Raw genomic sequence first — 24,265 nt, forward strand, 5'->3', positions numbered from 1 at the left:
TATGGGAACTGCCGGATGGGATATGCCGATTCAGAATATCAAGCTGATTGCTGTTGCACCTATGAATATGCTGCAGACAGAAATTTATGAATATGCTTTTGTACTGCTTGGAGCAATAGGTTTTGCCGGAATTGTTATGTTTATATCAGCGGCTGTAAAAAATAATGTACTTACCTTACTGCTTAGTCTGGCTGTTGTATATGGACCAATGATGATTGCAGAATATCTTCCTTATGAAATGCAAAAAGCATTGGATTTAATACCATTGGCAGGAAGTTCAACAGATATTTTCAGAACGAATACTTTTCGTATTTTTGGGAAGCTTATCTGGTCACCATATCTACTTATTACAATTCCTGTCTGGATTGGTATTCTATGTATGCCATTCGCTATAAAGAGCTGGTCAAGAAGGATGAAGGCATAAGAATCTTCCAACAGTGAATACCGACAGAAAATGGCTTTTCCTTCACAAAACAGGTGGAGGAGAGGCCATTTTTTCGTTTTATGGGACACAAAGGTCAGAAGAGTGATATTCCGATGTCAAATCAGTTATAGAGTTGCAAGTCAAAATCCTGCTATAATTCAACCATCAAAGGTCACGCAACACGATACGTGAAAAGGAGAAAAAGTATGAAGAAAAAAGTGTTAGCAGGCATTCTTGCAGCAGCTATGGTATTTTCCATGGCAGCATGCGGAAGCACAGGATCCGGTTCCTCCGCAGCTTCCGGAAGTACAGCAAAGACAGAGGAAAAAGGCGAGCCGTACACCGTAACTATGGTACTGCAGGGAACTACACAGCCGGATGAAGAGAGAATTGAAGAAAAAATCAACGAGATTCTGGAGCCGGAGCTGAACGCAAAGCTCGATATCGTTGTTCTTCCGTGGGCAAGCGCATCTCAGCAGTTACAGCTGATGCTTTCCGGTGATGAGAAAATTGATCTTCTGTACACAAGTGCAACAACAGCTGTACAGTACATGCACTCCGGACAGATCATGGATATGTCTGAACTGATTGACAAATACGGCACAAACCTGAAAGATATCTATGGCGAGGATATTGCAAAAACCAATCAGGTTGGCGGATTTGTCTATGGCGTTCCAGGTCAGATCGAGCGAGGCAGCATTCCGGCTATTTTCATGAGAAAAGACCTGGTAGAGAAATATAACATCAATACCGATGAAATCAAAGAGCCGAAGGATATGGAGAAAGTATTTGAGATCGTACAGGCAGGCGAGCCTGATATGACTATGCTGTACTCCTGCAACGGCGGTGATACGCCTATGGGACGTCTGTTCCGCGGTGATGGACTCGGCGATAACAACACCGGCGTTCTGATGGATCAGACCAACAGCACAACCGTAGAAAACTACTTTGCAACAGACTGGTTCAAAGATACCGCAAGCATGCTGTATGACTGGTATCAGAAAGGCTATATCAGCAAGGATGCCGGAACAAACACAGAAAGCTGGAGAACCGTATGCAAAGCAGGAAACGTGTTCTCCCTGTTCTATGCTTATCATCCGGGTACCCCGGTTGAGTTCCAGAGCTCTACAGGATATGAGTTTGAAATTGTACCGTTCTATGATGAGCAGATCATCAACTCATCCGCTTACGGCTCAGTTATTTATTCTATAGCACAGAACTCCGAGAATCCGGAAAAAGCAATTCAGGTTCTCGATTACATCTATGGCAGCCCGGAAGTCATGAACCTTCTGAACTGGGGCGAAGAGGGAGTCGACTACGTAGTAGAAGATGAAGAAAACGGAATCATCAACTACCCGGACGGCGTAACAGCAGACAACGTAGGCTACAGCTACAACTGCGGATGGGAGCTTCCGAACCAGTTTATCGCATACAAATGGGATGGATCTGACCCGCAGCTCTGGGAAAAAATGGAAGAATTCAACGCTTCCGGTATTAAGTCGAAAGCGCTGGGATTTGTCTTTGACAATAGTGAATATGTGGATCAGGTAGCAGCTCTGAACAACGTAATCAGCCAGTACAGCGGCGCACTTAGCAGCGGCTCCGGAGATCCGGACGAACTGCTTCCGCAGTTCCTTGAGGCACTGGATGATGCGGGAATCGATGATGTCATTGCTGCAAAGCAGGAGCAGCTGGATGCATTTCTTGCAGAGAAATAGGCACCATAATTTGTAAAAAGAACACGACCGGGGCGGAAGAAAATCCGGTGTGATACAGTAACCGAAGGCTCCACTCTTACCTCCAAAAGATGTGGAGCTTTCTCTGTGAAAGAACCTGAAAAAACAGCCCTCATAAAAGGAGACACGCTTTATGAAAAAAGCAGAGGTTAAAAAAGGAAAAAAGAAAAACGCGCTGAAGGAATACTGGCCGCTTTATCTGATGATGCTTCCGGCACTTCTGTATCTGCTGATTAACAACTATATTCCAATGGCCGGTATGGTGATTGCGTTTAAAAAGCTGAACTTTGCAAAAGGTATCTGGGCAAGCCCATGGGCAGGACTTAAAAACTTCAAGTTCCTGTTTGCTTCCAGGGATGCATGGATTATTACAAGAAATACGCTGTTGTATAACGTTGCATTTATTCTTGTAAACATGGTAATCGGAATTGCCATTGCGATTCTGATTACGGAGGTAAAAAACATAAAGCTCAAAAAGCTATATCAGAGCGCGATTCTTCTTCCGTTCCTGATGTCCATGGTTATCTTAAGCTACATCGTATATGCGCTTCTGAGTGCGGAAAATGGTCTTGTCAACAACTCCATCCTTCCGTTGTTCCACATGGATCCGATTCAGTGGTACCAGAAACCGAAATACTGGCCGGCGATCCTGATTATCGCGAACTGCTGGAAGGGCGTAGGATACGGATGCCTGATTTATATCGCATCCCTGATCGGTATTGATCCTTCCTTCTATGAGGCTGCAAGGCTGGACGGAGCAAGCAAATGGCAGGAGATCACAAAAATCACACTGCCGAGCCTGGTTCCGACTATCATTACGCTGCTGCTCCTCAGCATCGGAAGAATTTTCTATTCCGATTTCGGTCTGTTCTATCAGGTACCGATGAACTCCGGTGTTCTGGTCTCGACCACAAACGTTATCGATACCTATGTATACCGTGCCCTGATTGAACAGGGAAATATCAGTATGTCATCTGCAGCCGGTGTATACCAGTCTCTGGTAGGCTTCTGTGTCGTGATGTTGAGCAACTGGATTGTCCGTAAAGTAGACAAAGACCAGGCATTATTCTAGGAGGATGGAAGTATGATAAATTCAAAAAAAGCAAAACATTTCCAGTTCTGGATTAATGTAGTACTCATTCTGATTACCTTATCCATTGTACTGCCGTTTGTACTCGTATTTATTTCCTCACTGACCGATGAAAACACACTGATCCGCAACGGATATTCGTTCTTCCCGGAGCAATTCAGCTTCTATGCGTACTCCTATATCATCCGTCAGGGCGAGAAAATCCTGAGAGCATACGGAATCACCATTTTGGTAACCATCGTCGGTACCGCTGTAAACCTTGCCATGTCTTCTCTTTTGGCGTATCCGCTCTCGGTGAAAGGACTGCCATACCGCAGAGCAATTACCTTTTTCGTATTCTTCACGATGCTGTTCAACGGCGGACTGGTGCCGACCTACTTGATGTATGTAAATTATTTCCATATCAAAAATACGCTCGGTGCATTGATTATTCCGGGTCTTCTGTTAAGCGCAAACAACGTGCTGATGATCCGAAGCTACTTTAACACCAGTATCCCGGACGCGCTGTTCGAGGCAGCCAAGATCGATGGTGCCGGACACATGAAAATTTTTACCAGCATTACCCTTCCGCTTGGAAAACCGATTCTGGTAACAATGGGACTGTTTTCCGCACTTGGCTATTGGAATGACTGGACAAATGGTTTATATTATTTATCAGGAAATGACGGTCAGAAGCTTTACAGCATCCAGAACCTGCTGAACCAGATGATCACCGATATTCAGTATCTGTCAAGCGGAAAAGTAACCGGAAATATCGGCGCGGAGGTGGCAAAGCTGCCGACAACCTCCATCCGTATGGCAATCGCATTTATTGCCATGCTGCCGTTGTTTATCATCTATCCGTTCCTTCAGAAATATTTCGCAGAAGGTATTACACTTGGTGCGGTAAAAGGATGATTCCCATGCGGAAATGAAAAAAGAGAAACACGTTTGTGTTTCCGACATACAGCAGAAAAACAGTACAGACTTATGAAAACATGAGGTGTACTGTTTTTCTGCTGTATGATAATAGTCAGTAAAGAAGATCAGTTCGTAAAATCAAACATGGAAAGATTCCGAGCGTATCGAAACAGAAAAAGGAGGAAACTTCATGCGTATTTCAAAACAGAGGAAAAAAACAACACTGGCGCAGCAGGGGCGTTATCTTTTGATCGGCCTGCTGAGTATGATGCTGCTTTTTCTGGCTGGGAGCATGATTACTCTGAACCGGACGCAGCGGCAGGTATATGAGCAGCTGGAAGAGGTTTCAAAGCTGTATACGGATGAGCTGGACAACCGTTTTTTTCGAATCAGCCGAAATCTGTTTTCGACCGTAATGGACAGATACAACCCGGATTCTGCTTTCTGGAAATATATGGGTCTGATGGAGAAGGATCAGTATGAGGAATATGTCATCACACAGCTGCGAAAGAAATATATATCTGCAGCGTGGGATTTTGGAACGGATTACAATGTTTTTCTCTATACGAAGAAGGATGAGAGCTTATATCAGCTGAGCATTTCCTCCGACGGGTTTTATGCCATTGATCCGAATCTGCAGGAAGCGCTGAAGCGCCAGATCAAGAGTCTGTCCCAGCAGACGTATGCAGTCAAGAAAAAATGGACCGTGATGCAACAGGGCGATGAGGTTTATATGCTTAAGGTAGCACAGAGTCAGGGCGTCGGACTCGGCTGCTACGTCAATCTGAAGACGATTTTGGAACCGTTCTCTGAGCTGTCTCTTGGGAAGAGCGGCTATGTCAGTCTCGTTGACCAGAACGGAAAAAGCATCGGAACACTGACGGAAAAAGGAATCGTAACGGACAGTTCGAAGCTTGATACCGGAAATTATACCTTCCGGCAGGAGCTTTCACAGTCACCGTTTGAAATCCGGATTAAAATCTCCTGGACGGGAGTCTTAAATCTGATGACGGGAAATGTGTTTGCCCTTTTCGGCGTTGCATTTCTGATGGTGATTGCCGGTTCCGTGTTGCTGTTCCATCTGAAAACAAGAATCCTGAAGCCGGTCGCTATGTTTACGGAAAATCTTCAAAAATATGACAATGGGGATTTGACCTATCAGATGTCGGAAGGAAATCTGGTAGAGCTGGAGCAGATTGACGATAAATTCCGAAACATGATTCACCAGATTCGACGTCTGAAGATCACGCTGTATGAGCAGGAACTGGAAAAACAGAAAATCGAGATGGATTACCTGAAAATCCAGATCCGTCCGCATTTTTACATGAACTGTCTGAACTTTATTTACAGCATGATTGACTTCGGACAGTACGACCATGCAAAGTCGATGAGCCGTATTACGTCCGATTATCTCGCCTATATTTTCCGCAATACATGCGAGATGGTGCCGGTGACGGCAGAGATGAACCACTGCGAAAATTACCTCAAAATTCTGCTGCTGCGCTATCCGGAAAAATTCACCTATTATTTTGAAGTCCATGAAGAAGTGAAAGACGCGGTAATCTTCCCGTTTCTGATTCAGGTGTTTGTAGAGAATGCAGCAAAACATGCCCTGACGCTGGAGACGGTTCCGCTGATTTCCGTGACGGTTTACCCGGAGGACCGCAGCGAAGAAAAGTATGTCAACATTTATATTTCGGACACCGGAAACGGTTTCCCGGAGGAGACGCTGCAAAGCCTGAAAGCAGGGGAGGATATTTCCGAGCATGGAAAGCATATCGGGATTGAAAACTGCCTGAAACGATTCCATTATTATTATGGTGATAGAGGAGAGATTCATTTCGATAACAGCCCGCTCGGGGGAGCGATTGTAGATATCCATATTCCATACAAGACAGGGGGAGAAGAACATGAAACTATTGCTCGTGGATGATGAAGAGTACGTGATTGAAAGTATTAAAAGAAATCTCGATTTTACAGAAACCGGGGTGAGCGAGGTGTACACTGCGTTTTCCGTACAGCAGGCGAAGAACATCATGGAAATGGTGGACATTGATATTGTAATCAGCGATATCGTGATGCCGGGCGGAACGGGATTCGACTTTGTGGAGTGGATCAGGAAAGAGGAGCTGAAGGTCCAGGTCATATTCCTGACAAGCTATGCGGAGTTTGACTATGCCAGAAGAGCGATCCAGCTGAACAGTGTCGATTATCTGCTGAAGCCCATTGATTTTGAAAAGCTGAAGGGGGCCGTACAGCGTGCGGCGGAATCTGTTGTGAAAGAAAAGAAAATACAGGATCTGAGACAGGAAAGCATCAAGTGGAATCAAAACAGAAAAATTCTGCAGCAGGATATCTGGAAAAAGGTGCTGAAAAACGGCTTCTCCGAGGAAAAATTCTGTGAAACGGCAGCACAGCGTCAGCTTCCATACGGACCGGGACACTATTTCCGGCCGATTTGTCTGATGCCGGAAATAAAGAGCAATAAGCGGGAAATTTGGGATACGGCGACCATGGAATTTGTGATCGAAAATGTGCTGTCGGAACTGTATGAGGAAACGGATATCACGGTAGATACTGTTTTTTACCAGGAACCGGGCATCTACTGGATTGTTACACAGTCAAGGGAAAAAGCATTTCCGCAGGACGGCGGACGGGACTGTGAAATTCTGCGGCAATTTGTTGCATGGATGAATGAAAAAATCTATCCGGAGCTGTGGTGCGGTGTCGGACAGTGGGAATCTGTACTGGGGATGCAAAAGCAGAGCCGGAATCTTCAAAAAATGCGGGAGGGAAGCCTTTCCGTGCGGAATGAGGTGCTGTTTCTGAACGAATTTCGGGCTCCGCAGACCAGCTACGAAAATAAGGAGCTGGATTTGTGGAAAGCTCTGCTTTCGGAGGAAAAACCGGAGGAGCTGCTGGAACGGCTGCAGAAATACCTTGACCGGACGGAACGAGAAGGCATGATTACCAGAGAATTGCTGGTAGCGCTCCGTACCGATCTGACCCAGGTGGCATATGCATGGCTTTCGGAACGGGAGATCAAGGCGTACGCGCTGTTTGCCGATGCGGATATGGAAAATCTGCATCGGAATTCTCTTTACGGAAGAGAAGAGATGATGGAATATGCCGGGGTACTGGTTCGGAAAGCAGTGCAGTACAGACAGTACATCAACAAATCAGATTCCGTTACGAGCCAGGTATGCGCCTATATTGATGCACATTACCGGGAGGAAATTCACCGGGAGGAGCTTGGGGAGCTTGTCTTTTTGAATACCGATTATCTGTCCCGGATTTTTAAAAAAGAAAAGGGTATTTCGATCAGCAATTATATTATTCAAAAGCGGGTGGAGGAGGCAAAAAAGCTTCTGACACAGAGTTCACTGCCGATTAATACGGTGTCGCTGTATGTGGGGTACAGTAATTTCTCGTACTTTACGAAGATGTTTAAGGATAATACGGGATACGCGCCGCTGGAATACAGAAGAAGCTTTGGAGAACGATAACAAAACAGCAGTAAACAGGTCAGAATAGTGAAAGAAAAAGGTCAGACCAGGGGATATTTTTTCGGATCAGATGTGGTAAAATTTCAGTTGGAAAAGTAGCTTTATAAGGAAGCTGGATATCCGATTACGAGAGTGGAACTTCAGGTGACTGCAAAGAGAGTATTAAATACGATTCTCAGGTTGGCATATTAAAGAAGCTATCAATAATAGGAGCCATGACTATGGATATACAAATAATTATGCAGGAAATGAAACGTGTCCCCTGGCAGCATCTCCCACTCCATAGACTCTCTGAGAAAACCCGGAGAGCGCTCCACACAAATGCAGCAATATATCAATGGAGGAAAAAATGACTGAGCAGAAATTAAAAGAGCTTCTGGCCGACATGACGCTGGAAGAAAAAGTAAACCAGATGAGCCAGGTGGTGGGTGCCTTTTTCAATAAAGATATGGACATCACGGCGATGGGACCGATGGCAGATAAAGGCTTTACACCGGAAAATGTAGCGCTTTCCGGTTCTGTTCTGGGTACCATGGGCGCAGAAACATTAAAGGAAATCCAGAAGAATTTCGTGGAGCAGCACCCGCATCATATCCCGATGCTGTTCATGATGGATGTCATCAACGGCTTCAAGACCATTTTCCCGATTCCGCTGGGACAGGGCGCAACGTTTGAACCGGAGCTGTCCGAAAAGTGTGCGGCAGTTGCTGCAAAAGAGGCAGCCGTTTCCGGCCTTCACGTAACCTTCGCACCGATGACCGACCTGGTTCGCGATGCAAGATGGGGCCGTGTCATGGAGTCTACCGGTGAGGATCCGTATCTGAACGGTCTGTTCTGTGCCGGAATGGTGCGCGGATTCCAGGGAGACGATCTGAAGGAGCCGTACAAAATTGCTTCCTGTGTGAAACATTTCGCAGGCTATGGCGCTCCGACAGCAGGAAGAGACTACAATACCGTAGAGCTTTCCGAGCATACCTTCCGTGACTTCTATCTGCCGTCCTATAAAGCCGGCATCGATGCAGGCGCAGCGATGGTAATGACTTCCTTTAATACGGTAAACGGTGTTCCAGCAACCGGAAACAAGAAGCTGATGCGCGGCATTCTGCGTGACGAGATGGGATTTGACGGCGTTCTGATTTCCGACTGGGCAGCGATCGAGGAGATTATTTACCACGGCTACTGCGCAGACCGCGAGGAGGCAGCTGTCCGCTCCGCCGAGGCAGGCGTCGATATCGATATGATGACAGGTATTTACTGCGAAAACCTGTGCCGTCTGGTAAGAGAGGGCAAGATTTCAGAGGATCTGATCGACGAGTCCTGCATGCGTATCCTGGAACTGAAGAACAAACTGGGACTGTTTGAAAATCCGTATAAAGACGCAGATGAGACGAAAGAAAAAGAGGTCATTCTCTGCAAAGAGCACCGCGATCTGGCAAGAGAAGCCGCAAGAAAATCGTTTGTCCTGCTGAAAAACGAAGAGAAGATTCTGCCGCTTGGCAAGGAGAAAAAAATTGCCTGGGTCGGACCGTATGTCCACAGCAGAAACCTGATGGGCTCCTGGTCCTTCATCGGAGATGCAAAGGATGTGACAAATCTGGAAGAGGCCGTAAAAGCGCAGGCAGATACGGCAAACATGAGCTTCCATGCAGGTTCCCCGATGCTCGGCTCCGACATTCGTCTGGAGGGCTTCGGCGAGGCGATGGAGCAGTCCCATACACCGGAGGAAGAGGAGGCAATGCTTCTTGAGGCTGTAAACGCAGCAAAAGAGGCCGACGTTGTCGTTCTTGCGATCGGCGAGGACCGTCTGCAGTCCGGCGAGGCAACCAGCAACGCGAACATCCGCATTCCGGAAATCCAGCAGAGACTGCTTGAGCGCGTTTCGGAGGTCAATGAAAACGTTGTCGTTGTCCTCTTCAACGGCCGTCCGCTCGACCTGCGCGATGTCGTATCGAAAGCGAAAGCCGTTCTGGAAGTATGGATGCCGGGTACCGAAGGTGCCAATGCAATCGCCGACGTTGTTTTCGGTGCATACGCTCCAAGCGGCAAGCTGACCATGAGCTTCCCGTACTCTGTAGGCCAGGTGCCGGTTCACTACAACGAGTATTCTACCGGAAGACCGCACGTGCCGGGCAAGGACAAAGACCGTTTCCGTTCCAAATACCTCGACATCCCGAACGCACCACTGTTCCCGTTCGGATATGGCCTTGGCTACACCAGCTTTGCAATTTCAGATGTGAAACTGGACAAGGCAGAGCTTGGCATGGAAGATGAGATCAAAGCCTCCGTAACCGTGAAAAACACCGGCGATACAGCGGGAACCGAGACCGTACAGCTTTACATCCACGACGTAGCCGCATCCGTGGTACGCCCGGTAAAAGAGCTGAAAGATTTTTGCAAGGTAACCCTTCAGCCGGGAGAAGAAACCGAAGTCATTTTCAAAATCACAGAAGAAGAGCTTCGCTTCCTGACGGAAAATGAGCGTGTAGAAAGCGAAAACGGTGCTTTCGAAGTCTTCATCGGAAGCGACAGCACGACGGAGAATAAGGCAGAGTTTGTGCTGAAAAAATAAGAAGATGATTGCGGGAGTGCAAAGCACGTAGCAATCTGGTATCAAAGGGGTCAAAAAAACTTTTGATACCAATATCATAAGAAGCAAGATTGGGATGTAGCGTAGCGGAAGTAAGATGGGGGTCTGAATCGTTACGGAAAAAATAAAAGAAAAGCCAGCCACAAGAAGCGAAAATCGAAAAGAAATTTGCTTTTGCGGCTGGCTTTTTTCTGTTGTGTCAGGCGGATATTCGCAGCTTATCAGGACTTGCTTGATTCGATTAAATTCTTGCAAGAAATTCCGTTGGTGTGAGTGCCATGATTTTACTGCTCCGAAAATCTTTTACATTCCGTGTTATAATAAAATCCGCATGAAGCCGTTCAGCCGTAGCACTCTGGACGGCATCTTCAAAATCAGTCCATTTCATCTCTGCAGCTCGCTGCAGATCCGATACACCAAAATCTGTAAAGTCAAAGATAAACTTTAATTGAACCAGGAGCTTTTCAATGGTTTCGGGATCCAGCTGCTTTCGCATAATATACATCAGGTTAGCAAAGGTCAGTGCGGAAATATATCCCTTTGCCTGATTCGTCTCACAAAGCTTCCAGATCATAGAAGAGTCTTTCACAAAATCCTGGCGGTTCATCAGCACATCCAGAAGAATATTTGCATCAATCAGCAGAATCATACTTTTCCCTCAACCTTTCCAGTTTTGCATCATCCAGATCGTAGTCTTCTTTTAAAATGCCGGTGAGAGAGTCTGTCAGATAAGAGGCGGCGGAATCCTTTGGGATAAAACGTCCTACTTCCCGGCCGTTTTTGGTGATAATGATTTCCTGGCCGTTCATGATAAGAGTCAGATAGCGGCCGAAGTTATTTTGCATTTCAGTAGCAGTTGCAGTAATCATAAAAACACCTCCTTTTAGCTAATACTATTATATAAAATATTAGCTATTTTATCAAGAAAAAAATCTATCCGCCCATTTTTTTACGCACCTGAACAGCCATCCTTTTGTGAAGTGAAACTTATCCATGAGGGCTGCTTTTGTTGCAGCTGATGGGGCAATGGTGAACGGTAATGGTTGTTTTTTCTGCCGGTACCGTATTGACCCTTCTGTTAAAACAAAGTAAAATAGAAATTGGTATTGGAACGAAAGAGAGGAAAAGAAATGGGGTACTTAGGAAACAAATTGCAGGGTAAATACCACAAAGACACATTCCAGACCGCCGTCAACATGGCGTGGCCGGCGATCGTGGAGTCATTTTTTATTGCATTTGCAGGTCTTGTGGATTCGCTGATGGTAAGCTCGCTTGGCTCTTACGCAGTTGCGGCGGTCGGTCTGACGACACAGCCGAAGCTGCTGGGTCTGGCGTTTTTCTTTGCGCTGAATGTATCGATTTCGGCTCTTGTTGCGCGGCGGCGCGGAGAGCAGAGGCAGGGTGCGGCGAATGAGACTCTGGTGACTTCGCTTGTATTTATTGTTCTTACGGCAGCTGCATTCAGTGTTGGATTTGTGGCGTTTGCAAGTCCGATCATCCATCTGTGCGGCTCAACGGCGGAGACGCATAACGGCGCAGTAACATATTTCCGTATCATCATGGGCGGTATGATTTTTAACTGTATCCAGATGGGGATCAACTCGGCACAGCGCGGTGCGGGAAATACAAAAATCACGATGCGCACGAATGTAACATCGAATACGATTAATATTATTCTGAATTATCTTCTGATTAACGGCCATTTCGGATTCCCGGCGCTTGGTATTCAGGGTGCGGCGCTGGCAACCGTTACAGGAACGGTTGTCGGATGTGTGATGAGTATCCTTTCCATCACGAAGAAAGACGGATTTCTGAATATCAGCTATATTCTGAAGTATAAAATCAAACCGACGTTTACAGCATTCAGCAGCCTGATTAAAGTCGGCTACAGTGTGTTTTTCGAGCAGGTTTTCATGCGCATCGGTTTTATGATGACGGCGATCATGGCGGCCAAACAGGGCACCGATGCGATGGCGGCACATCAGGTCGGTATGAATATTATGTCGCTTTCGTTTGCGTTCGGTGACGGACTCCAGTCCGCAGCGGTTGCACTGATCGGCCGGAGCCTCGGCGCAAAAAAGCCGGATCTCGCGAAAGAGTACGGCAGAACGTGCCGTCTGATCGGCGCGGGCATCGCAGTATGCCTCGTTGCCATTTATCTTTTCGGCGGAAGATGGCTGTACAGCCTGTTTTTCGAAGAACAGCATATCATTGAAATCGGTGTCAGCATCATCCATGTCATTATCTTCGTCGTCATTTTCCAGATCTGTCAGGTTATTTACATGGGATGCCTGCGCGGTGCGGGAGATACGCTTTATACGGCAGTTGCATCCATGATCAGCGTTACGTTTATTCGTACGATCGTTTCGTATCTTGGCGGTTACACGCTGGGTCTTGGCATCGTCGGAATCTGGTTCGGTGTGCTGGCGGATCAGATGTCCCGGTTTATCTTTGCGACGATCCGTTTCAAACAGGGAAAATGGGTGAAAATCAAGATTTAACCGAATCAAGCAAGCAGCGAAGCGGATTGCGAATATCCGCTTGACGTAACGATTCAGAGCCATGCGAAATGGTACTCTGAATCATTACCAATATAAAATGAAACAGGAGGAAGCAAAACGATGTACAAATTTGACAGAGAAGCCTATGAAAGGCGGATGGAGTGGTACCGTGATGCGCGTTTCGGCATGTTTATCCACTGGGGACTTTATGCCATCTCGGCGCGCGGAGAATGGGTGCGGAGTATCGAACAGATTCCAAAAGAAGATTACATGAAATATTTCGAGGAGTTCAATCCCGTTGATTTCGAGCCGCGGAAATGGGCAAAAGCGGCGAAAGAGGCCGGCATGAAATACATGGTTCTGACTGCCAAGCATCACGACGGTTTCTGCCTGTTTGACAGCAAGTATACCGATTTCAAATCCACCAGCACGAAATGCGGCCGCGACCTCGTGGCAGAGTACGTTGAGGCCGTCCGCGCAGAGGGGCTGAAGGTCGGCTTATATTTCTCACTGCTCGACTGGTTCCACGACGATTTTCCGCACTATGGCGACCGAAACCACCCGATGCGGAACAACCCGGCATACAAAAACGATGACCGCGATTTCGACCGTTACCTGACCTACATGCACAATCAGGTGCGCGAGATCTGTACAAACTACGGAAAGCTCGATGTGCTGTGGTTTGACTTCTCTTACGATACGCTGCGCGGCGAAGCATGGAAAGCAACGGAGCTGATCAACATGGTGCGAAATCTCCAGCCGGATGTCATCATCGACAACCGCCTCGAGGTGAGCGGAGAGGGCTACGGTTCTCTGGCGGCCGGAAATCCGACCCCGTACCACGGCGACTTTGTGAGCCCAGAGCAGATGATTCCGCCGAACGGCATCCAGGATGTGAATGGAAACGATATCGCCTGGGAATCCTGCGTCACGATGAACAATCACTGGGGCTACTGTGCCAACGACCACTTCTTCAAACCGGCGCCGATGCTGATCAAAAAGCTGGTCGAGTGCGTATCAAAGGGTGGAAACCTGCTTTTGAACGTCGGCCCGGATGCAAAAGGAAATATCCCGGAGGAGTCAATCGAACGGCTGGCGGAGATTGGAACATGGATGAAGAAAAACGGCGAGAGCATTTACGGCTGCGGAAAAGCCGGTATTGAAAAACCGGACTTCGGCCGTGTGACGCGCCGCGGAAACCATCTGTATTTCCATGTTTATGAAAATACCGTTGGGCCGCTGCCTCTGCCCGGTGTGAAAAAAGAAGAAATCCAGGCAATCCGCTACGTCGCAACCGGAGCGGAAATCCCGGTCTCCACAAGCTGGGTACACAGCGATTATCCGACCATGGCATTCGCCGATCTCGGCGAAGACCCGGTACTGCCGGATGGAGTCGATACAGTCATCGATGTGATTCTGAAAAAATAGAGGGTAAAATCGGATTTGATTCTGGAGCGTGTCTGAAAAAGCATTTCCGCAATCTGCAGGCTTCACTTTGCGGTATCTTTTTTTTCAGACACGCTCTAAAAGTCTTACAAGTTCTTACAAAATTCTGTATTTTTCGTTCCGCTGATTGACAGTTCTGGCAGAAGAATGCATACTGAAAAAAACACAAGATCACAGTCCGTGCTTCGAAATTTAACCGAATCAAGCAAGTAGCGAAGCGGATTGCGAAGATCCGCCTGACTCCTTTTCCTGCGCAGGGAAGGATAAGAGCTTTCGGAGTGAGAAAAGGGCAGTCTGTTTTTAGAAACGAAGCAAGAGAATCACAGTTTCGTTTTACAAGAAAAAAAGAGGGGGAATAAAACATGATTCGTCTGAACCACGTCAGCAAAATTTACGGCGATGGAAGCAAAAAAGCCGTCGATGATCTTTCCTGGGATATCGAAGATGGAAAGATCACCGGATTTATCGGCCCAAACGGAGCCGGGAAAACGACAACATTAAAAATGATCACCGGCATCCTGGCACCGTCCGAGGGAACGATTGAAATCAATGGAAAAGATATCCAGAAGGATCCGCTCGAAGCCAAGCGCCAGTTCGGTTTTGTGCCCGACGACCCGGATGCGTTTCTTCGCGTCAGGGGAATTGAATATCTGAATTTTATGGCAGATATCTACGGTGTCGGAACGGAAGAGCGTCAGCGTTTTATCGAAGAAACCGCAAAACGCTTTGAGATGGAAGAGAACCTTTCGAGCCGTATCATGAGCTACTCGCATGGCATGCGTCAGAAAATCATGGTGATGGGCGCACTGATCCACAAGCCGCCGGTCTGGATTCTCGATGAGCCGCTGACCGGCCTTGACCCACGCTCCGCGCACGAGCTCAAACAGATGATGCGTGAACACGCCGATGCCGGAAACGCCGTGCTGTTTTCCACCCATGTGCTGGAAGTAGCGGAAAAACTCTGCGACCGCATCGCCATCATCCATCACGGCCGCCAGGTATACCTGGGTACCCTGGAAGAATTAAAAGCGGCCTATCCGGATCAGACGCTTGAAAATATCTTTTTGGAGATCACCGAACATGCGTAATTTATGGATTCTCACCCGTTTCCTTCTGAAAAGCGGACCAGGAAAAAGCAATCAGAAGAGCGGAAAAAAGAAAGCATTTTCGGACGGAGGACGTATCGTTGTCTACCTTCTGCTTGGCGTCTGCCTCCTTCCCGTATCGGTCTTACTGTTTCTTTTGGGATATTCCGGCTATACCTTCCTGCAGCCGCTCGGTCTGGAAACCCTGCTGATCGAATTCGTCTGCGCCATCGGCATGATGGTCATTTTCTTCTATGGCCTGCCGCTGTTTCTGAGCGAGTATTACATGGATTCTGATCTTGTAAAGCTTTTGCCGCTGCCGTTTACCCCGGTGCAGATTGTCGGTGCGAAAGGCTTCTGCTGCCTGCTGAACGAATACTACCTTATTGTGCTGCTGTTCCTTCCGTTTCTTTTAGGCTATGGCATCAGCGCAAAAATGGGTATTCTTTACTGGATCAATATGATCCTCGCCTGCCTTATTTTTCCGGTTGTGCCGCTCGTTTACGCCGCAGTCCTGACGATGCTTGTGATGCGCCTGTTCAAAAATATTCGAAACAAAGACTTTTTAAGCTACCTTGGATTCGCCGCATCTCTGATTTTTGCGATCGGCATCAACGTATTTTCACGCAGTATCGGAAACTTTGATATGCAGGATATCATGAACCTGATGGAAAGCCAGAAAGGCACTCTGCGCGCCTTTCGGACCATCTTTCCGAACCTGCCTCTGATGACCGGAAGTCTTGCAGATGCATCGTTTCTCAAAATGATACTCTACATCGCTACAACCGCCGTCATCCTTGCTGCCTTTTTCGCCCTCGCCTGGAAAATCTACCTTCCGGCTGTCCTCGGCATGAGCGAGACCACCAGCGAAAAACGCATTTTATCCAAAGAAGAAGTGACCCGAACCGTCAAAAGCAAAAATCCGGTCCGCACCTACGCGATGATTGAATGGAAAAAACTGTACCGCACACCGGCCTGGTTCATGAATTGTGTTCTGATGCCTCTCATCTGGCCGGTCTTCATGCTTGGTATTGCCCTCATTTCAATCATTTCCAGCCTTGGCATGGCTAAAACCACCGGCCTTTGGAACCGGCTTGTTGCCGATGGCACTATATTCCGCCTCCTGAAAGGGGAACTGCCCGTTGCAATTGCTGTTCTTACCGCCGCCGGAATCGCCGTCATGATGTCCATGTTCTGCATGATCTCCGCCACAGCGATGTCCCGAAAAGGCAGCGAATACATTTACATGAAATGCATTCCGATGAGCTATCATGATCAGATCCGTGCCATGCTGGTAAGCGGCATCCTGATCAGCCTCCTTGGCACTTTGCCGTACGCCCTGGCCTTCAACATCATCGCGGTCGTCTTCGGTCTGCACCCGGCGACCCTTCTTTACACCACAGCGATCACGGTTTTATTTACCTTGTTCGTCAACTACGAACAGCTCCTTTTTGACCTTGCATTTCCGAAACTAAACTGGGAAAACGAAACCGCCGCCATAAAATCCAACAACCGCGCCATGATCTCCGTCCTCATCGACCTCGCCGTCGGCGCGATCCTGATCGGAGCCGGTTACCTGCTGTACGGAAAACTTCACCTCAACATTCACATCACCACGATCGTGATGATTCTGCTTACCGCAGTCCTGACCTTCGCCATGCGAACCGCCCTTTTTAAATGGGGAGTTCAAGTGATTGAATGTCTGGAAAGCGCATAAAAAATTGGCATGTATGGAAATGCATGATAAGCTACTAATAGAAAACTCTGCCTTCGCTAAAGAGGTAGAGTTTTTTGATTTACAGAATTTTCCTGTAAAGTCAAAGCGGATATTCGCAATCCGCTGCGCCCGTCCGTTTGCACATTTGCCCGTCCGTCATTTCTTAAGAAAAATGTCAGTTTTTTATCCAAAGAATCTCCGTTTTCTCTGCTATCATAAACACCATAGAACCAAGAGGGGAAAAATAACATGAACCAATACAACATATTAGTCGTAGACGACGACCGCGAAATCGTCCGCTCACTCGGCAAACTATTAGAACTGGAAGGCTACACCGTCAAAAAAGCCTACAACGGAATGGAAGCCCTCGATATCCTCATGACAGACCAGATCCATCTGATCCTCCTCGACGTCATGATGCCCAAAATGAACGGCCTCTCCGCCTTAATGAAAATAAGAGAAAAAAACAACATCCCAATTATCATGCTCTCCGCCAAAACCGAAGAGAGCGACAAAGTCATCGGCCTCTCCATGGGCGCCGACGACTACGTCACCAAACCATACAACACCGCCGAACTCATGGCCCGCGTCAAATCCCAGCTCCGCCGCTACTTTTCACTCGGAGCCGCAGGCGGAACAACTCAGAATCAGGACATCCTCAAAAACGGCGGCCTGCTCCTGAACCGAAACACCAAAGAACTTCTCGTCGACGGCGAACCCGTCCGCCTGACTGCAACCGAATACAAAATCATGGAACTCCTCATGGAGCACCCCGGTTACGTATTCCCGGCCGAAGAAATCTACAGCCAGGTCTGGCAGGAAGACGCCTACAGCGTAGAAAATACCGTCATGGTACACATCCGGCGTATCCGAGAAAAAATCGAGATCACGCCAAAAAATCCAAAATATTTAAAGGTGGTATGGGGAATTGGATACAAAATCGAAAAAATTGACTGAAACAGAAAAACGCATCCTGACCTGGATGCTCCTCGACCTTGGCATGGTCCTCATCCTGTGTGGAAAACTCCTGCGGAAATGGGGCGATGAATTTGCCTGGGGCTTCTGGCGCAGCATCGACTGGGGCATCGGCGTGGGAGCAACCGTCATCGGTGCAGTAAGCATAGCCGCAGTGATCGGTATCGTATGGAAACACTGGAAAAACACCTGGAGCCCGGTTATGAATCCAACGAAAACATCCGAAGAAAATACAGATCCATCCGAATCAGAAGAAGATGAGAACGCAAAAATAAGACAAATGCAGTTCGAAGCCAGAGCCGCCGTCGAAATCGAAAAAGAGCAGCTCTTCCTGAAAAAATCCGAAAAACTGCCGAACGAACTCCTGATCCTGATCGGAGGTATCGCCCTTTCCTGGTGGGTAAGACCATTCCAGCACAGCTACATCAGCTACAGCCTCGCGGGCACATGGCACAACGCAGCAGGATGTGTGCAGACAGGCGTTCTGTACTTCCTTATATGCGGCATTTTCCTTTTCTGCGTCGGAATTCTTCTGAACCGATACACGGAAAAGAAACTGAAAGAATCCTTCTTCATTTTCCGCGAAATTGAGCACTACAAAGCCCGCACCAGCCTGGAAAAACAGCTCGCAGCCAAGAGCAAATGGCCGTTCCGTATTGCAATGATCCTGGAACTGCTGCTCGCAGTCACCATGCTCTTCGGACTCGCAGACGGCTGGGACAATGAGCCGCTCTTTGCCATCACCATCGGCACGACCGTGCTGATTCTGATCCTCTTCGCCTGGAAAACCTACCGCAGCCGCCTAAACCGCGAAATGGGACTTTTACTGGAACAGATTCACACCATGGCAGAGGGCAGCATGGAAAGCCGGATGGATGAAATTTCCGAAAAATCCCTGCTGTACCCGGCCTTCGCAGAACTGGAAAACATCGAGAGCGCCATGCAGAAAAGCGTAGAAAAACAGATGCAGGCCGAACGCCTGAAAATCGACCTGATCACCAACGTATCGCACGATCTGAAAACACCGCTCACCTCCATGGTCGGCTACACCGATCTCCTGAAAAAAGAAGACCTGACCCCGGCGGCGCAGGATTACGTCGAAGTCATTTCCGCCAAACAGGAGCAGCTAAAAGAGATGATCCAGAGCCTCTTCGAACTCTCCAAATCGACAAGCGGAACCGAAAAATTCCAGATGGAACGAATGGACATGAAGCGCCTGCTCGAACAGACCCTCGCCGACATGGATGATGCGATCGCGCAGAGCGGTCTGTCATTCCGCACAGCGCTCGGCGAAGAGCCGCTGCCGTTCCTTGGGGATAATGGAAAAATGTACCGCGTCGTGCAGAATCTCGTTGAAAACATTCTGAAATACAGCCTGGAGGGCACACGCGTCTACATCGATGCCGGAAAAGAAAACGGAGAAATCTTCGTAACGATGAAAAACATTTCCGCCTACGAAATGAATTTTAAAGCGGAAGAAATGATGGAACGCTTCGTGCGCGGCGACGAGTCACGGACGAGCGAGGGCCACGGCCTTGGCCTTGCGATTGCATCGAGCTACACCGCCAACATGGGCGGCCGCATGGAACTTGCGACAGACGGCGATCTGTTCAAAGTAATCCTGCATTTCCCGGAGGCAGATGGGGAGTCTGAATCTGAGGGAGAATAAAATGATCTGACTGACTGAAGAACGAGACAGAACAGGGGAGGAAAAAACAATGGAAACAATCAGTATTATCATACCGTGTTATAACGAGGAAGAAGCAATACCCGTCTACTATGAGGCGATGACGCAGCAGATGGACGAAATGCAGGAACTGCAGAAAGTCCAGTTTGAGCTGATCTTTGTCGATGACGGCTCAAAGGATCACAGCCTGTTCGAGATGCGCCAGCTTGCAGGAAAAGATGCACGCTGCCGTTACCTCTCGTTTTCGAGAAATTTCGGAAAAGAGGCAGCCATGTACGCCGGACTGCAGGCGGCCAAAGGCGATTACGTAACCGTGATGGATGTTGATCTCCAGGATCCGCCGTCCCTTCTTCCAAAGATGTACGAGATGCTTCAGAGCGGCACCTGCGACTGCGTGGCAGCCCGCCGCAGCTCGCGGGAGGGCGAGGGAAAAATAAAATCTTTTCTCTCGAACGCCTTTTACGGTGTGATCAACCGCCTTTCCAAAACAGAGATCGTGAGCGGCGCGCGGGACTACCGCCTGATGAGCCGCAAAATGGTCGATGCCGTGCTGGAAATGAGCGAATACAATCGTTTCTCGAAGGGTATTTTCGGATGGGTCGGCTTTCACACGGAATGGCTGGAGTTCGAACACGAGGACCGCTGCGCCGGAACATCAAAGTGGCCGCTTCGAAAACTCCTCGCGTACTCGATCGACGGTATCACCGGTTTTTCCGTGGCCCCGCTGTCCCTCGCTTCGGTGATGGGCGTGCTGTTCTGTATGATTTCCATGATTCTGATCGCATTCATTGTCGTACGGACTCTGCTGTTCGGCGATCCCGTTGCGGGCTGGCCGTCTATGGCATGTATTATTTTCATGGTGAGCGGCGTACAGCTTTTCTGCACCGGAATCGTGGGCGTTTATCTTTCCAAAACGTATCTTGAGACAAAGCACCGTCCGATCTATCTCTTAAAAGAGACAAGCGAAGAACTGGCCAAAGCACACAGCGTGCAGCCGGTGAAAAAGCAGGAGAGTGCTGCAAAGAGAAGAAGAGATACACATACGCCAGAAAAGAAAAACGTGTATTTTCCAGAGTATGCGGGCAGGCACCATGCTTCTGAAAGAGGAGAAATCCGGGCATGAAAAATGTGAAATTAAAAGAAACGAAAGGTCCGAAGAAAGTACAGAAAAAGGAGCGGCAGTCAGAAAAACGGACAAAATTTTTCGTGAAAAGCCTCTTTCGAAAGGATTGGACTGCCGCAGGTCTGTTTCTCTTCGCTCTGTTCCTGTGCTGGCTGTTCGTTCTGCGTTACGGCGTATTCGGCTCTTCCATCGACTGGATCAGCCAGCACAGCACACTCGCCGATTACTTCCGAAAACGGTTTTACGCCACCGGAAACCTCTTCCCTGAGTTCGCCTGGAACCTGGGCGGAGGACAGAATATTTACAATTTTGCATATTACGGACTGTTCAGTCCCGTTGTACTGTTATCCTGCTGTTTCCCCTTCATCCCAATGGATCTCTGGGTGATGGGTTCTTCCGCCGTGCTGTATGCGGCGGACGCGGCGCTCTTTTATCTGTGGCTCCGCAAAAAGGGACTGCATTACGGCACCTGTCTTTTTGCCTCACTTTTCTTTACGGGTTCTACCGCACTTCTGTATCATTCCTATAATCAGCTCATGTTTGTCAACTACATGCCGTTTCTCCTTCTGGCACTGATAGGCGTAGACCGCCATTTTCAGAAGAAAAAAAGCGGACTGCTGATCCTTGCCATTCTCGGCATGATCCTGACCAGCTTTTATTTTTCTGTCGGCGGACTGCTTGCGCTTACGGCGTATGCGGTGACGGAGTATTTCAAATGCTATGCGGAAAATACTTCGGATGCGGCAGAAGAAGAAAAGCGAAGTGGGATGCGGGAGAAAAATGGTGCAGCAGGGAAAAATCAGAAGGCATGTGAAAAAGCTGCCGGACGCAGTGATACTGCAAGGGCAGTTCTGGATTTTTTCCGCGCAGCAATCCGTTTTGCATTTCCGGTTTTGGCAGCAATCCTGCTTTCATGTATTCTGCTGATTCCAGCGGCCGCGGCACTGTTCGGCAGCAGCGGCGGCGGACGCGGCAGCGCAGAGGGCGGAATCGCAGGACTCTTTACCGACCCGGCGATGTGGAAACCGCAGTTTCTGATTCTGCGTCTCTGCTATACACCGTACGGCATCGGTCTCTCAGCATTTGCCGCATCAGCCCTTTTTGGACGGGTACTTGGAAAAAGCCGGTTTCGTGAGAAACTGCTGTCTTTGTTTCTTCTGGTGTTTTTCTGCATCCCGTTGTTTAGCTATCTTTTGAACGGAGGCCTGTACAGCAAAGATAAAGTATTCATTCCATTCCTCCCGGTTCTCTGTGCAGAAGCCGCACTTTATGTGGAAAACCAGCTTGCCCGGAAACGGGAGTGTGGAAAAACCCGGGTTGATGCCAGATTTGCGCGGAAAGCCATGGCAGAACTGCGGGAATTCCTGCCGTATCTCATCGTGCTGTTCCTGATGTGGAACGCCAGACAGGAAACGTATTTTGAACAGTACTGGCATCTCGGCATGCTGGATATAATCTGTGTGACGGCGTGTTATCTGGTATGGCGCTGGTTCCCGGCAAAGAAACTGTTTCGGGGCCGGAACCTTCCGTTCCTGCCGCTCGTCTTCAGTGCTGTTATTCTCATCTTTGCGGGAAAAGCAATCAACCAGGAAAGAAACGTGATGATCCCATACGAAACGTATGCATCCCTGACGGACGAAAAAATTGCATCTGCAATCCGTGAAATCCGCGCGGAAGATCCCGGCTGGTACCGCATCGAGCAGTACGGCGACGGTGCGCAGAACCTTGCGAACGTCAACCGGATCTGGGATATCGGGCAGAATATCTCGACGATTTATTCCTCGGCGTACAATGCAGAATATAAGAATTTCCGGGACGAGACATACGGCATCAACGAAGCCTTCCGCAACCGCATGATGCAGACTGTTTCTGATGATCCGCTGTTCTGGCGGCTCATGGGTGTGAAATACATTCTGGCGCAGACACAGCCGGAAGGGTACGAACTGTATCGCGATTACGGCGAATTCCGGGTTTACCGGGCAGAATCCGCCGCGCCGATTGCCTATGTGACAGATCAGGTGGTTTCGGAGTCAGAATACGAGTCTCTCGGCTATCCGCAGAATCAGGAACTCCTGGAGACAACCGCAGTGGTCCCGGATCAGGAAAGGCTGGCAGAATCCGCGGACGGCTCCAGAGAAACTGCCGATTCAAATACGAACCGTGATTCCATAAAATCCCTGTTTCACAGCCGCTTCCAGAAGACAGAACTTGAAATCCCGGAGACCGATCAGGAAGGTCTGTGCATTCAGAAAACAGCAGATGGCTATGAGATTGAGGCGAAGAAATCCGTAACTGTTTCAGCGCAGTTACCAGATGCAGCGGAAGGAGCAACGCTGCTTGCTGTTTCCTTCGATGTCGATAATCAAAAAGCCAGCCATGACATGTTCGTCCGCATCAACGGCCAGACCAACCGCCTGACCGGCATCAACCATACGTATGCGAATGAGAATACAGAGTTCCATTATCTTGTCACGATGCGGGAAGACGGAACGGCATCCCTTCGGCTGGGAAAAGGCCATTATATATTGAAAAATCTGGGGGCCTGGACTGGCACAGCGCAGCCGCTGGAAAAGGTGGAACGGCTGTATCAGCAGAAACTTACGTTAATTGGAGGAACAACAAAGACATATGGCGGTGACGGCATCTCGGGTGTAGTTTCCGTGGAAAAAGACGGATATCTCATCACCAGCATTCCATACGATGAAAACTTTGTACTGAAAGTGGATGGACGGAAAACAAACCTGTTCCGCGCCAACACATCCTTCCTCGGTGCCAGAATCCCGGCGGGTGAGCATCAGATCGTCCTCGAGTACCATGCACCGGGATGGACTGCGGGAATGTGGTGCAGCTTGATGGGATTTTTCCTGACGCTGGCGGTTGTGATCTGTGAAAAAAAGCTTGCAAAAAGGCCATCGAATCCGTTATAATAAGGCTGTTCCGGCATGAAATCGATACGGAACAACAGAAGGAAAGAAAGAATAAGAAAAGCCGGCTTATCAGAAGCGTGAAATTTTGAGGGAAGTGCTGTTCCCTCGAGGTTTTGCGCTTTTTTCAATTATCCAATGCGTCGTAAAACCCCTTGCTTCAGCTCTTAACTTGACCCATAAGTAATCATAGATATTTATATGTTCCCATGTTATACTAAAGAAAAAGGGGAGATCCAAATGACGGCGGAATACAAGAACTGGCAAGAAGAGTTTGTGGACATAAATTTTACTGACCAGCGTTTGAAGTCACGTTTCTTCAAGATCATAGACGCTTTTGCAGCATCGCCCGGAAAATCTACTTGGGCAGCTACCGGCTCCAGAAGTTCTGCCAAAGCGGCATACCGTTTCTTTAGTAATAGCGAGATATCCAAAGACAGAGATTTCGCTTTTAGAAAATAATATCCCCGTTTTGCCGAGAGCGCATCCAGCAGAATGGGGAATTCCCTTATTGAAAGAAAAATTACTGTTTTTTCTGGATAAACAACCAAAAAGGACACCTTT

The 24,265-nt window shown here is 48.3% G+C and carries 17 protein-coding genes and 1 pseudogene; 16 read left to right on the forward strand and 2 right to left on the reverse strand.

The window, feature by feature from the left end; genetic code table 11:
• From ACY2VW_RS10955 to bglX, 7 genes and pseudogenes are all read left to right on the forward strand, one after another.
• Nucleotides 1-424: pseudogene (locus tag ACY2VW_RS10955) on the forward strand (ABC transporter permease); the annotation flags it as partial.
• A gap of 206 nt (nucleotides 425-630) precedes the next feature.
• Complete coding sequence (locus ACY2VW_RS10960) at nucleotides 631-2,142, forward strand: ABC transporter substrate-binding protein (protein ID WP_443792416.1); 1,512 nt, start codon at nucleotides 631-633, stop codon at nucleotides 2,140-2,142.
• Nucleotides 2,143-2,293: 151 nt separating this feature from the next.
• Complete coding sequence (locus ACY2VW_RS10965; protein ID WP_461878099.1) at nucleotides 2,294-3,232, forward strand: ABC transporter permease; 939 nt, start codon at nucleotides 2,294-2,296, stop codon at nucleotides 3,230-3,232.
• Nucleotides 3,233-3,244: 12 nt separating this feature from the next.
• Nucleotides 3,245-4,147 carry a carbohydrate ABC transporter permease gene (locus tag ACY2VW_RS10970; protein ID WP_461878100.1) on the forward strand — a complete coding sequence of 301 codons (903 nt, stop codon included), beginning with the start codon at nucleotides 3,245-3,247 and terminating at the stop codon, nucleotides 4,145-4,147.
• A gap of 193 nt (nucleotides 4,148-4,340) precedes the next feature.
• Nucleotides 4,341-6,083, forward strand: coding sequence for a cache domain-containing sensor histidine kinase (locus ACY2VW_RS10975; protein ID WP_461878101.1), 1,743 nt, complete (start codon nucleotides 4,341-4,343; stop codon nucleotides 6,081-6,083).
• Nucleotides 6,061-7,656, forward strand: a complete 1,596-nt coding sequence (locus ACY2VW_RS10980) for a response regulator transcription factor (RefSeq protein ID WP_461878102.1) — start codon at nucleotides 6,061-6,063, stop codon at nucleotides 7,654-7,656. The genes ACY2VW_RS10975 and ACY2VW_RS10980 overlap by 23 nt, the downstream gene beginning before the upstream one ends.
• A 331-nt stretch (nucleotides 7,657-7,987) precedes the next feature.
• Nucleotides 7,988-10,225: a beta-glucosidase BglX gene (gene bglX, locus ACY2VW_RS10985; protein WP_461878112.1), complete on the forward strand. Its 2,238-nt coding sequence runs from the start codon at nucleotides 7,988-7,990 to the stop codon at nucleotides 10,223-10,225.
• Nucleotides 10,226-10,484: 259 nt separating this feature from the next.
• On the opposite strand, the gene ACY2VW_RS10990 is transcribed toward bglX, so the two are convergent.
• Nucleotides 10,485-10,892 carry a type II toxin-antitoxin system VapC family toxin gene (locus ACY2VW_RS10990; RefSeq protein WP_461878103.1) on the reverse strand — a complete coding sequence of 136 codons (408 nt, stop codon included), beginning with the start codon at nucleotides 10,890-10,892 and terminating at the stop codon, nucleotides 10,485-10,487.
• Nucleotides 10,876-11,112 carry a type II toxin-antitoxin system prevent-host-death family antitoxin gene (locus ACY2VW_RS10995; RefSeq protein WP_195997481.1) on the reverse strand — a complete coding sequence of 79 codons (237 nt, stop codon included), beginning with the start codon at nucleotides 11,110-11,112 and terminating at the stop codon, nucleotides 10,876-10,878. The genes ACY2VW_RS10990 and ACY2VW_RS10995 overlap by 17 nt, the downstream gene beginning before the upstream one ends.
• Nucleotides 11,113-11,373: 261 nt before the next feature.
• Between ACY2VW_RS10995 and ACY2VW_RS11000 the strand changes: the two genes are divergently transcribed.
• The 9 genes from ACY2VW_RS11000 (at nucleotide 11,374) to ACY2VW_RS11040 (ending at nucleotide 24,163) form a co-directional block, all read left to right on the forward strand.
• Nucleotides 11,374-12,744: an MATE family efflux transporter gene (locus tag ACY2VW_RS11000; protein ID WP_461878104.1), complete on the forward strand. Its 1,371-nt coding sequence runs from the start codon at nucleotides 11,374-11,376 to the stop codon at nucleotides 12,742-12,744.
• Nucleotides 12,745-12,864: 120 nt separating this feature from the next.
• Nucleotides 12,865-14,172 (forward strand): alpha-L-fucosidase, encoded by a 1,308-nt coding sequence (locus ACY2VW_RS11005; RefSeq protein WP_461878105.1) that lies wholly within the window; start codon nucleotides 12,865-12,867, stop codon nucleotides 14,170-14,172.
• A 380-nt stretch (nucleotides 14,173-14,552) separates the two neighbouring features.
• Nucleotides 14,553-15,278 carry an ABC transporter ATP-binding protein gene (locus ACY2VW_RS11010; RefSeq protein WP_055221955.1) on the forward strand — a complete coding sequence of 242 codons (726 nt, stop codon included), beginning with the start codon at nucleotides 14,553-14,555 and terminating at the stop codon, nucleotides 15,276-15,278.
• Nucleotides 15,271-16,992 carry a putative ABC transporter permease subunit gene (locus ACY2VW_RS11015; protein WP_461878106.1) on the forward strand — a complete coding sequence of 574 codons (1,722 nt, stop codon included), beginning with the start codon at nucleotides 15,271-15,273 and terminating at the stop codon, nucleotides 16,990-16,992. The genes ACY2VW_RS11010 and ACY2VW_RS11015 overlap by 8 nt, the downstream gene beginning before the upstream one ends.
• A gap of 249 nt (nucleotides 16,993-17,241) precedes the next feature.
• On the forward strand, nucleotides 17,242-17,949 hold the full coding sequence (locus tag ACY2VW_RS11020; RefSeq protein ID WP_461878107.1) for a response regulator transcription factor: 708 nt from the start codon (nucleotides 17,242-17,244) through the stop codon (nucleotides 17,947-17,949).
• Complete coding sequence (locus ACY2VW_RS11025; protein ID WP_461878108.1) at nucleotides 17,921-19,636, forward strand: sensor histidine kinase; 1,716 nt, start codon at nucleotides 17,921-17,923, stop codon at nucleotides 19,634-19,636. The genes ACY2VW_RS11020 and ACY2VW_RS11025 overlap by 29 nt, the downstream gene beginning before the upstream one ends.
• Before the next feature lie 49 nt (nucleotides 19,637-19,685).
• The gene (locus tag ACY2VW_RS11030) at nucleotides 19,686-20,777 is read left to right on the forward strand and encodes a glycosyltransferase family 2 protein (protein ID WP_461878109.1); all 1,092 of its coding nucleotides are present in this window, start codon (nucleotides 19,686-19,688) and stop codon (nucleotides 20,775-20,777) included.
• On the forward strand, nucleotides 20,774-23,704 hold the full coding sequence (locus ACY2VW_RS11035; RefSeq protein ID WP_461878110.1) for a YfhO family protein: 2,931 nt from the start codon (nucleotides 20,774-20,776) through the stop codon (nucleotides 23,702-23,704). Before ACY2VW_RS11030 ends, ACY2VW_RS11035 begins: the two co-directional genes overlap by 4 nt.
• 237 nt (nucleotides 23,705-23,941) lie before the next feature.
• The gene (locus ACY2VW_RS11040) at nucleotides 23,942-24,163 is read left to right on the forward strand and encodes an IS4/Tn5 family transposase DNA-binding protein (RefSeq protein WP_461878111.1); all 222 of its coding nucleotides are present in this window, start codon (nucleotides 23,942-23,944) and stop codon (nucleotides 24,161-24,163) included.
• Nucleotides 24,164-24,265: the final 102 nt, after the last annotated feature.

Source organism: Fusicatenibacter sp., assembly GCF_977045365.1.

Bases quoted from the DNA above. Each gene is read 5' to 3' on its own strand.
- ACY2VW_RS11020 (WP_461878107.1), top strand. From the start codon at position 17,242: ATGAACCAATACAACATATTAGTCGTAGACGACGACCGCGAAATCGTC.
- ACY2VW_RS10975 (WP_461878101.1), top strand. From the start codon at position 4,341: ATGCGTATTTCAAAACAGAGGAAAAAAACAACACTGGCGCAGCAGGGG.
- ACY2VW_RS10990 (WP_461878103.1), bottom strand. From the start codon at position 10,892: ATGATTCTGCTGATTGATGCAAATATTCTTCTGGATGTGCTGATGAAC.
- ACY2VW_RS11035 (WP_461878110.1), top strand. From the start codon at position 20,774: ATGAAAAATGTGAAATTAAAAGAAACGAAAGGTCCGAAGAAAGTACAG.
- ACY2VW_RS11010 (WP_055221955.1), top strand. From the start codon at position 14,553: ATGATTCGTCTGAACCACGTCAGCAAAATTTACGGCGATGGAAGCAAA.
- ACY2VW_RS11040 (WP_461878111.1), top strand. From the start codon at position 23,942: ATGACGGCGGAATACAAGAACTGGCAAGAAGAGTTTGTGGACATAAAT.
- ACY2VW_RS11015 (WP_461878106.1), top strand. From the start codon at position 15,271: ATGCGTAATTTATGGATTCTCACCCGTTTCCTTCTGAAAAGCGGACCA.
- ACY2VW_RS10995 (WP_195997481.1), bottom strand. From the start codon at position 11,112: ATGATTACTGCAACTGCTACTGAAATGCAAAATAACTTCGGCCGCTAT.
- ACY2VW_RS10965 (WP_461878099.1), top strand. From the start codon at position 2,294: ATGAAAAAAGCAGAGGTTAAAAAAGGAAAAAAGAAAAACGCGCTGAAG.
- ACY2VW_RS11000 (WP_461878104.1), top strand. From the start codon at position 11,374: ATGGGGTACTTAGGAAACAAATTGCAGGGTAAATACCACAAAGACACA.
- ACY2VW_RS10960 (WP_443792416.1), top strand. From the start codon at position 631: ATGAAGAAAAAAGTGTTAGCAGGCATTCTTGCAGCAGCTATGGTATTT.
- ACY2VW_RS10980 (WP_461878102.1), top strand. From the start codon at position 6,061: ATGAAACTATTGCTCGTGGATGATGAAGAGTACGTGATTGAAAGTATT.
- ACY2VW_RS10970 (WP_461878100.1), top strand. From the start codon at position 3,245: ATGATAAATTCAAAAAAAGCAAAACATTTCCAGTTCTGGATTAATGTA.
- ACY2VW_RS11030 (WP_461878109.1), top strand. From the start codon at position 19,686: ATGGAAACAATCAGTATTATCATACCGTGTTATAACGAGGAAGAAGCA.
- ACY2VW_RS11005 (WP_461878105.1), top strand. From the start codon at position 12,865: ATGTACAAATTTGACAGAGAAGCCTATGAAAGGCGGATGGAGTGGTAC.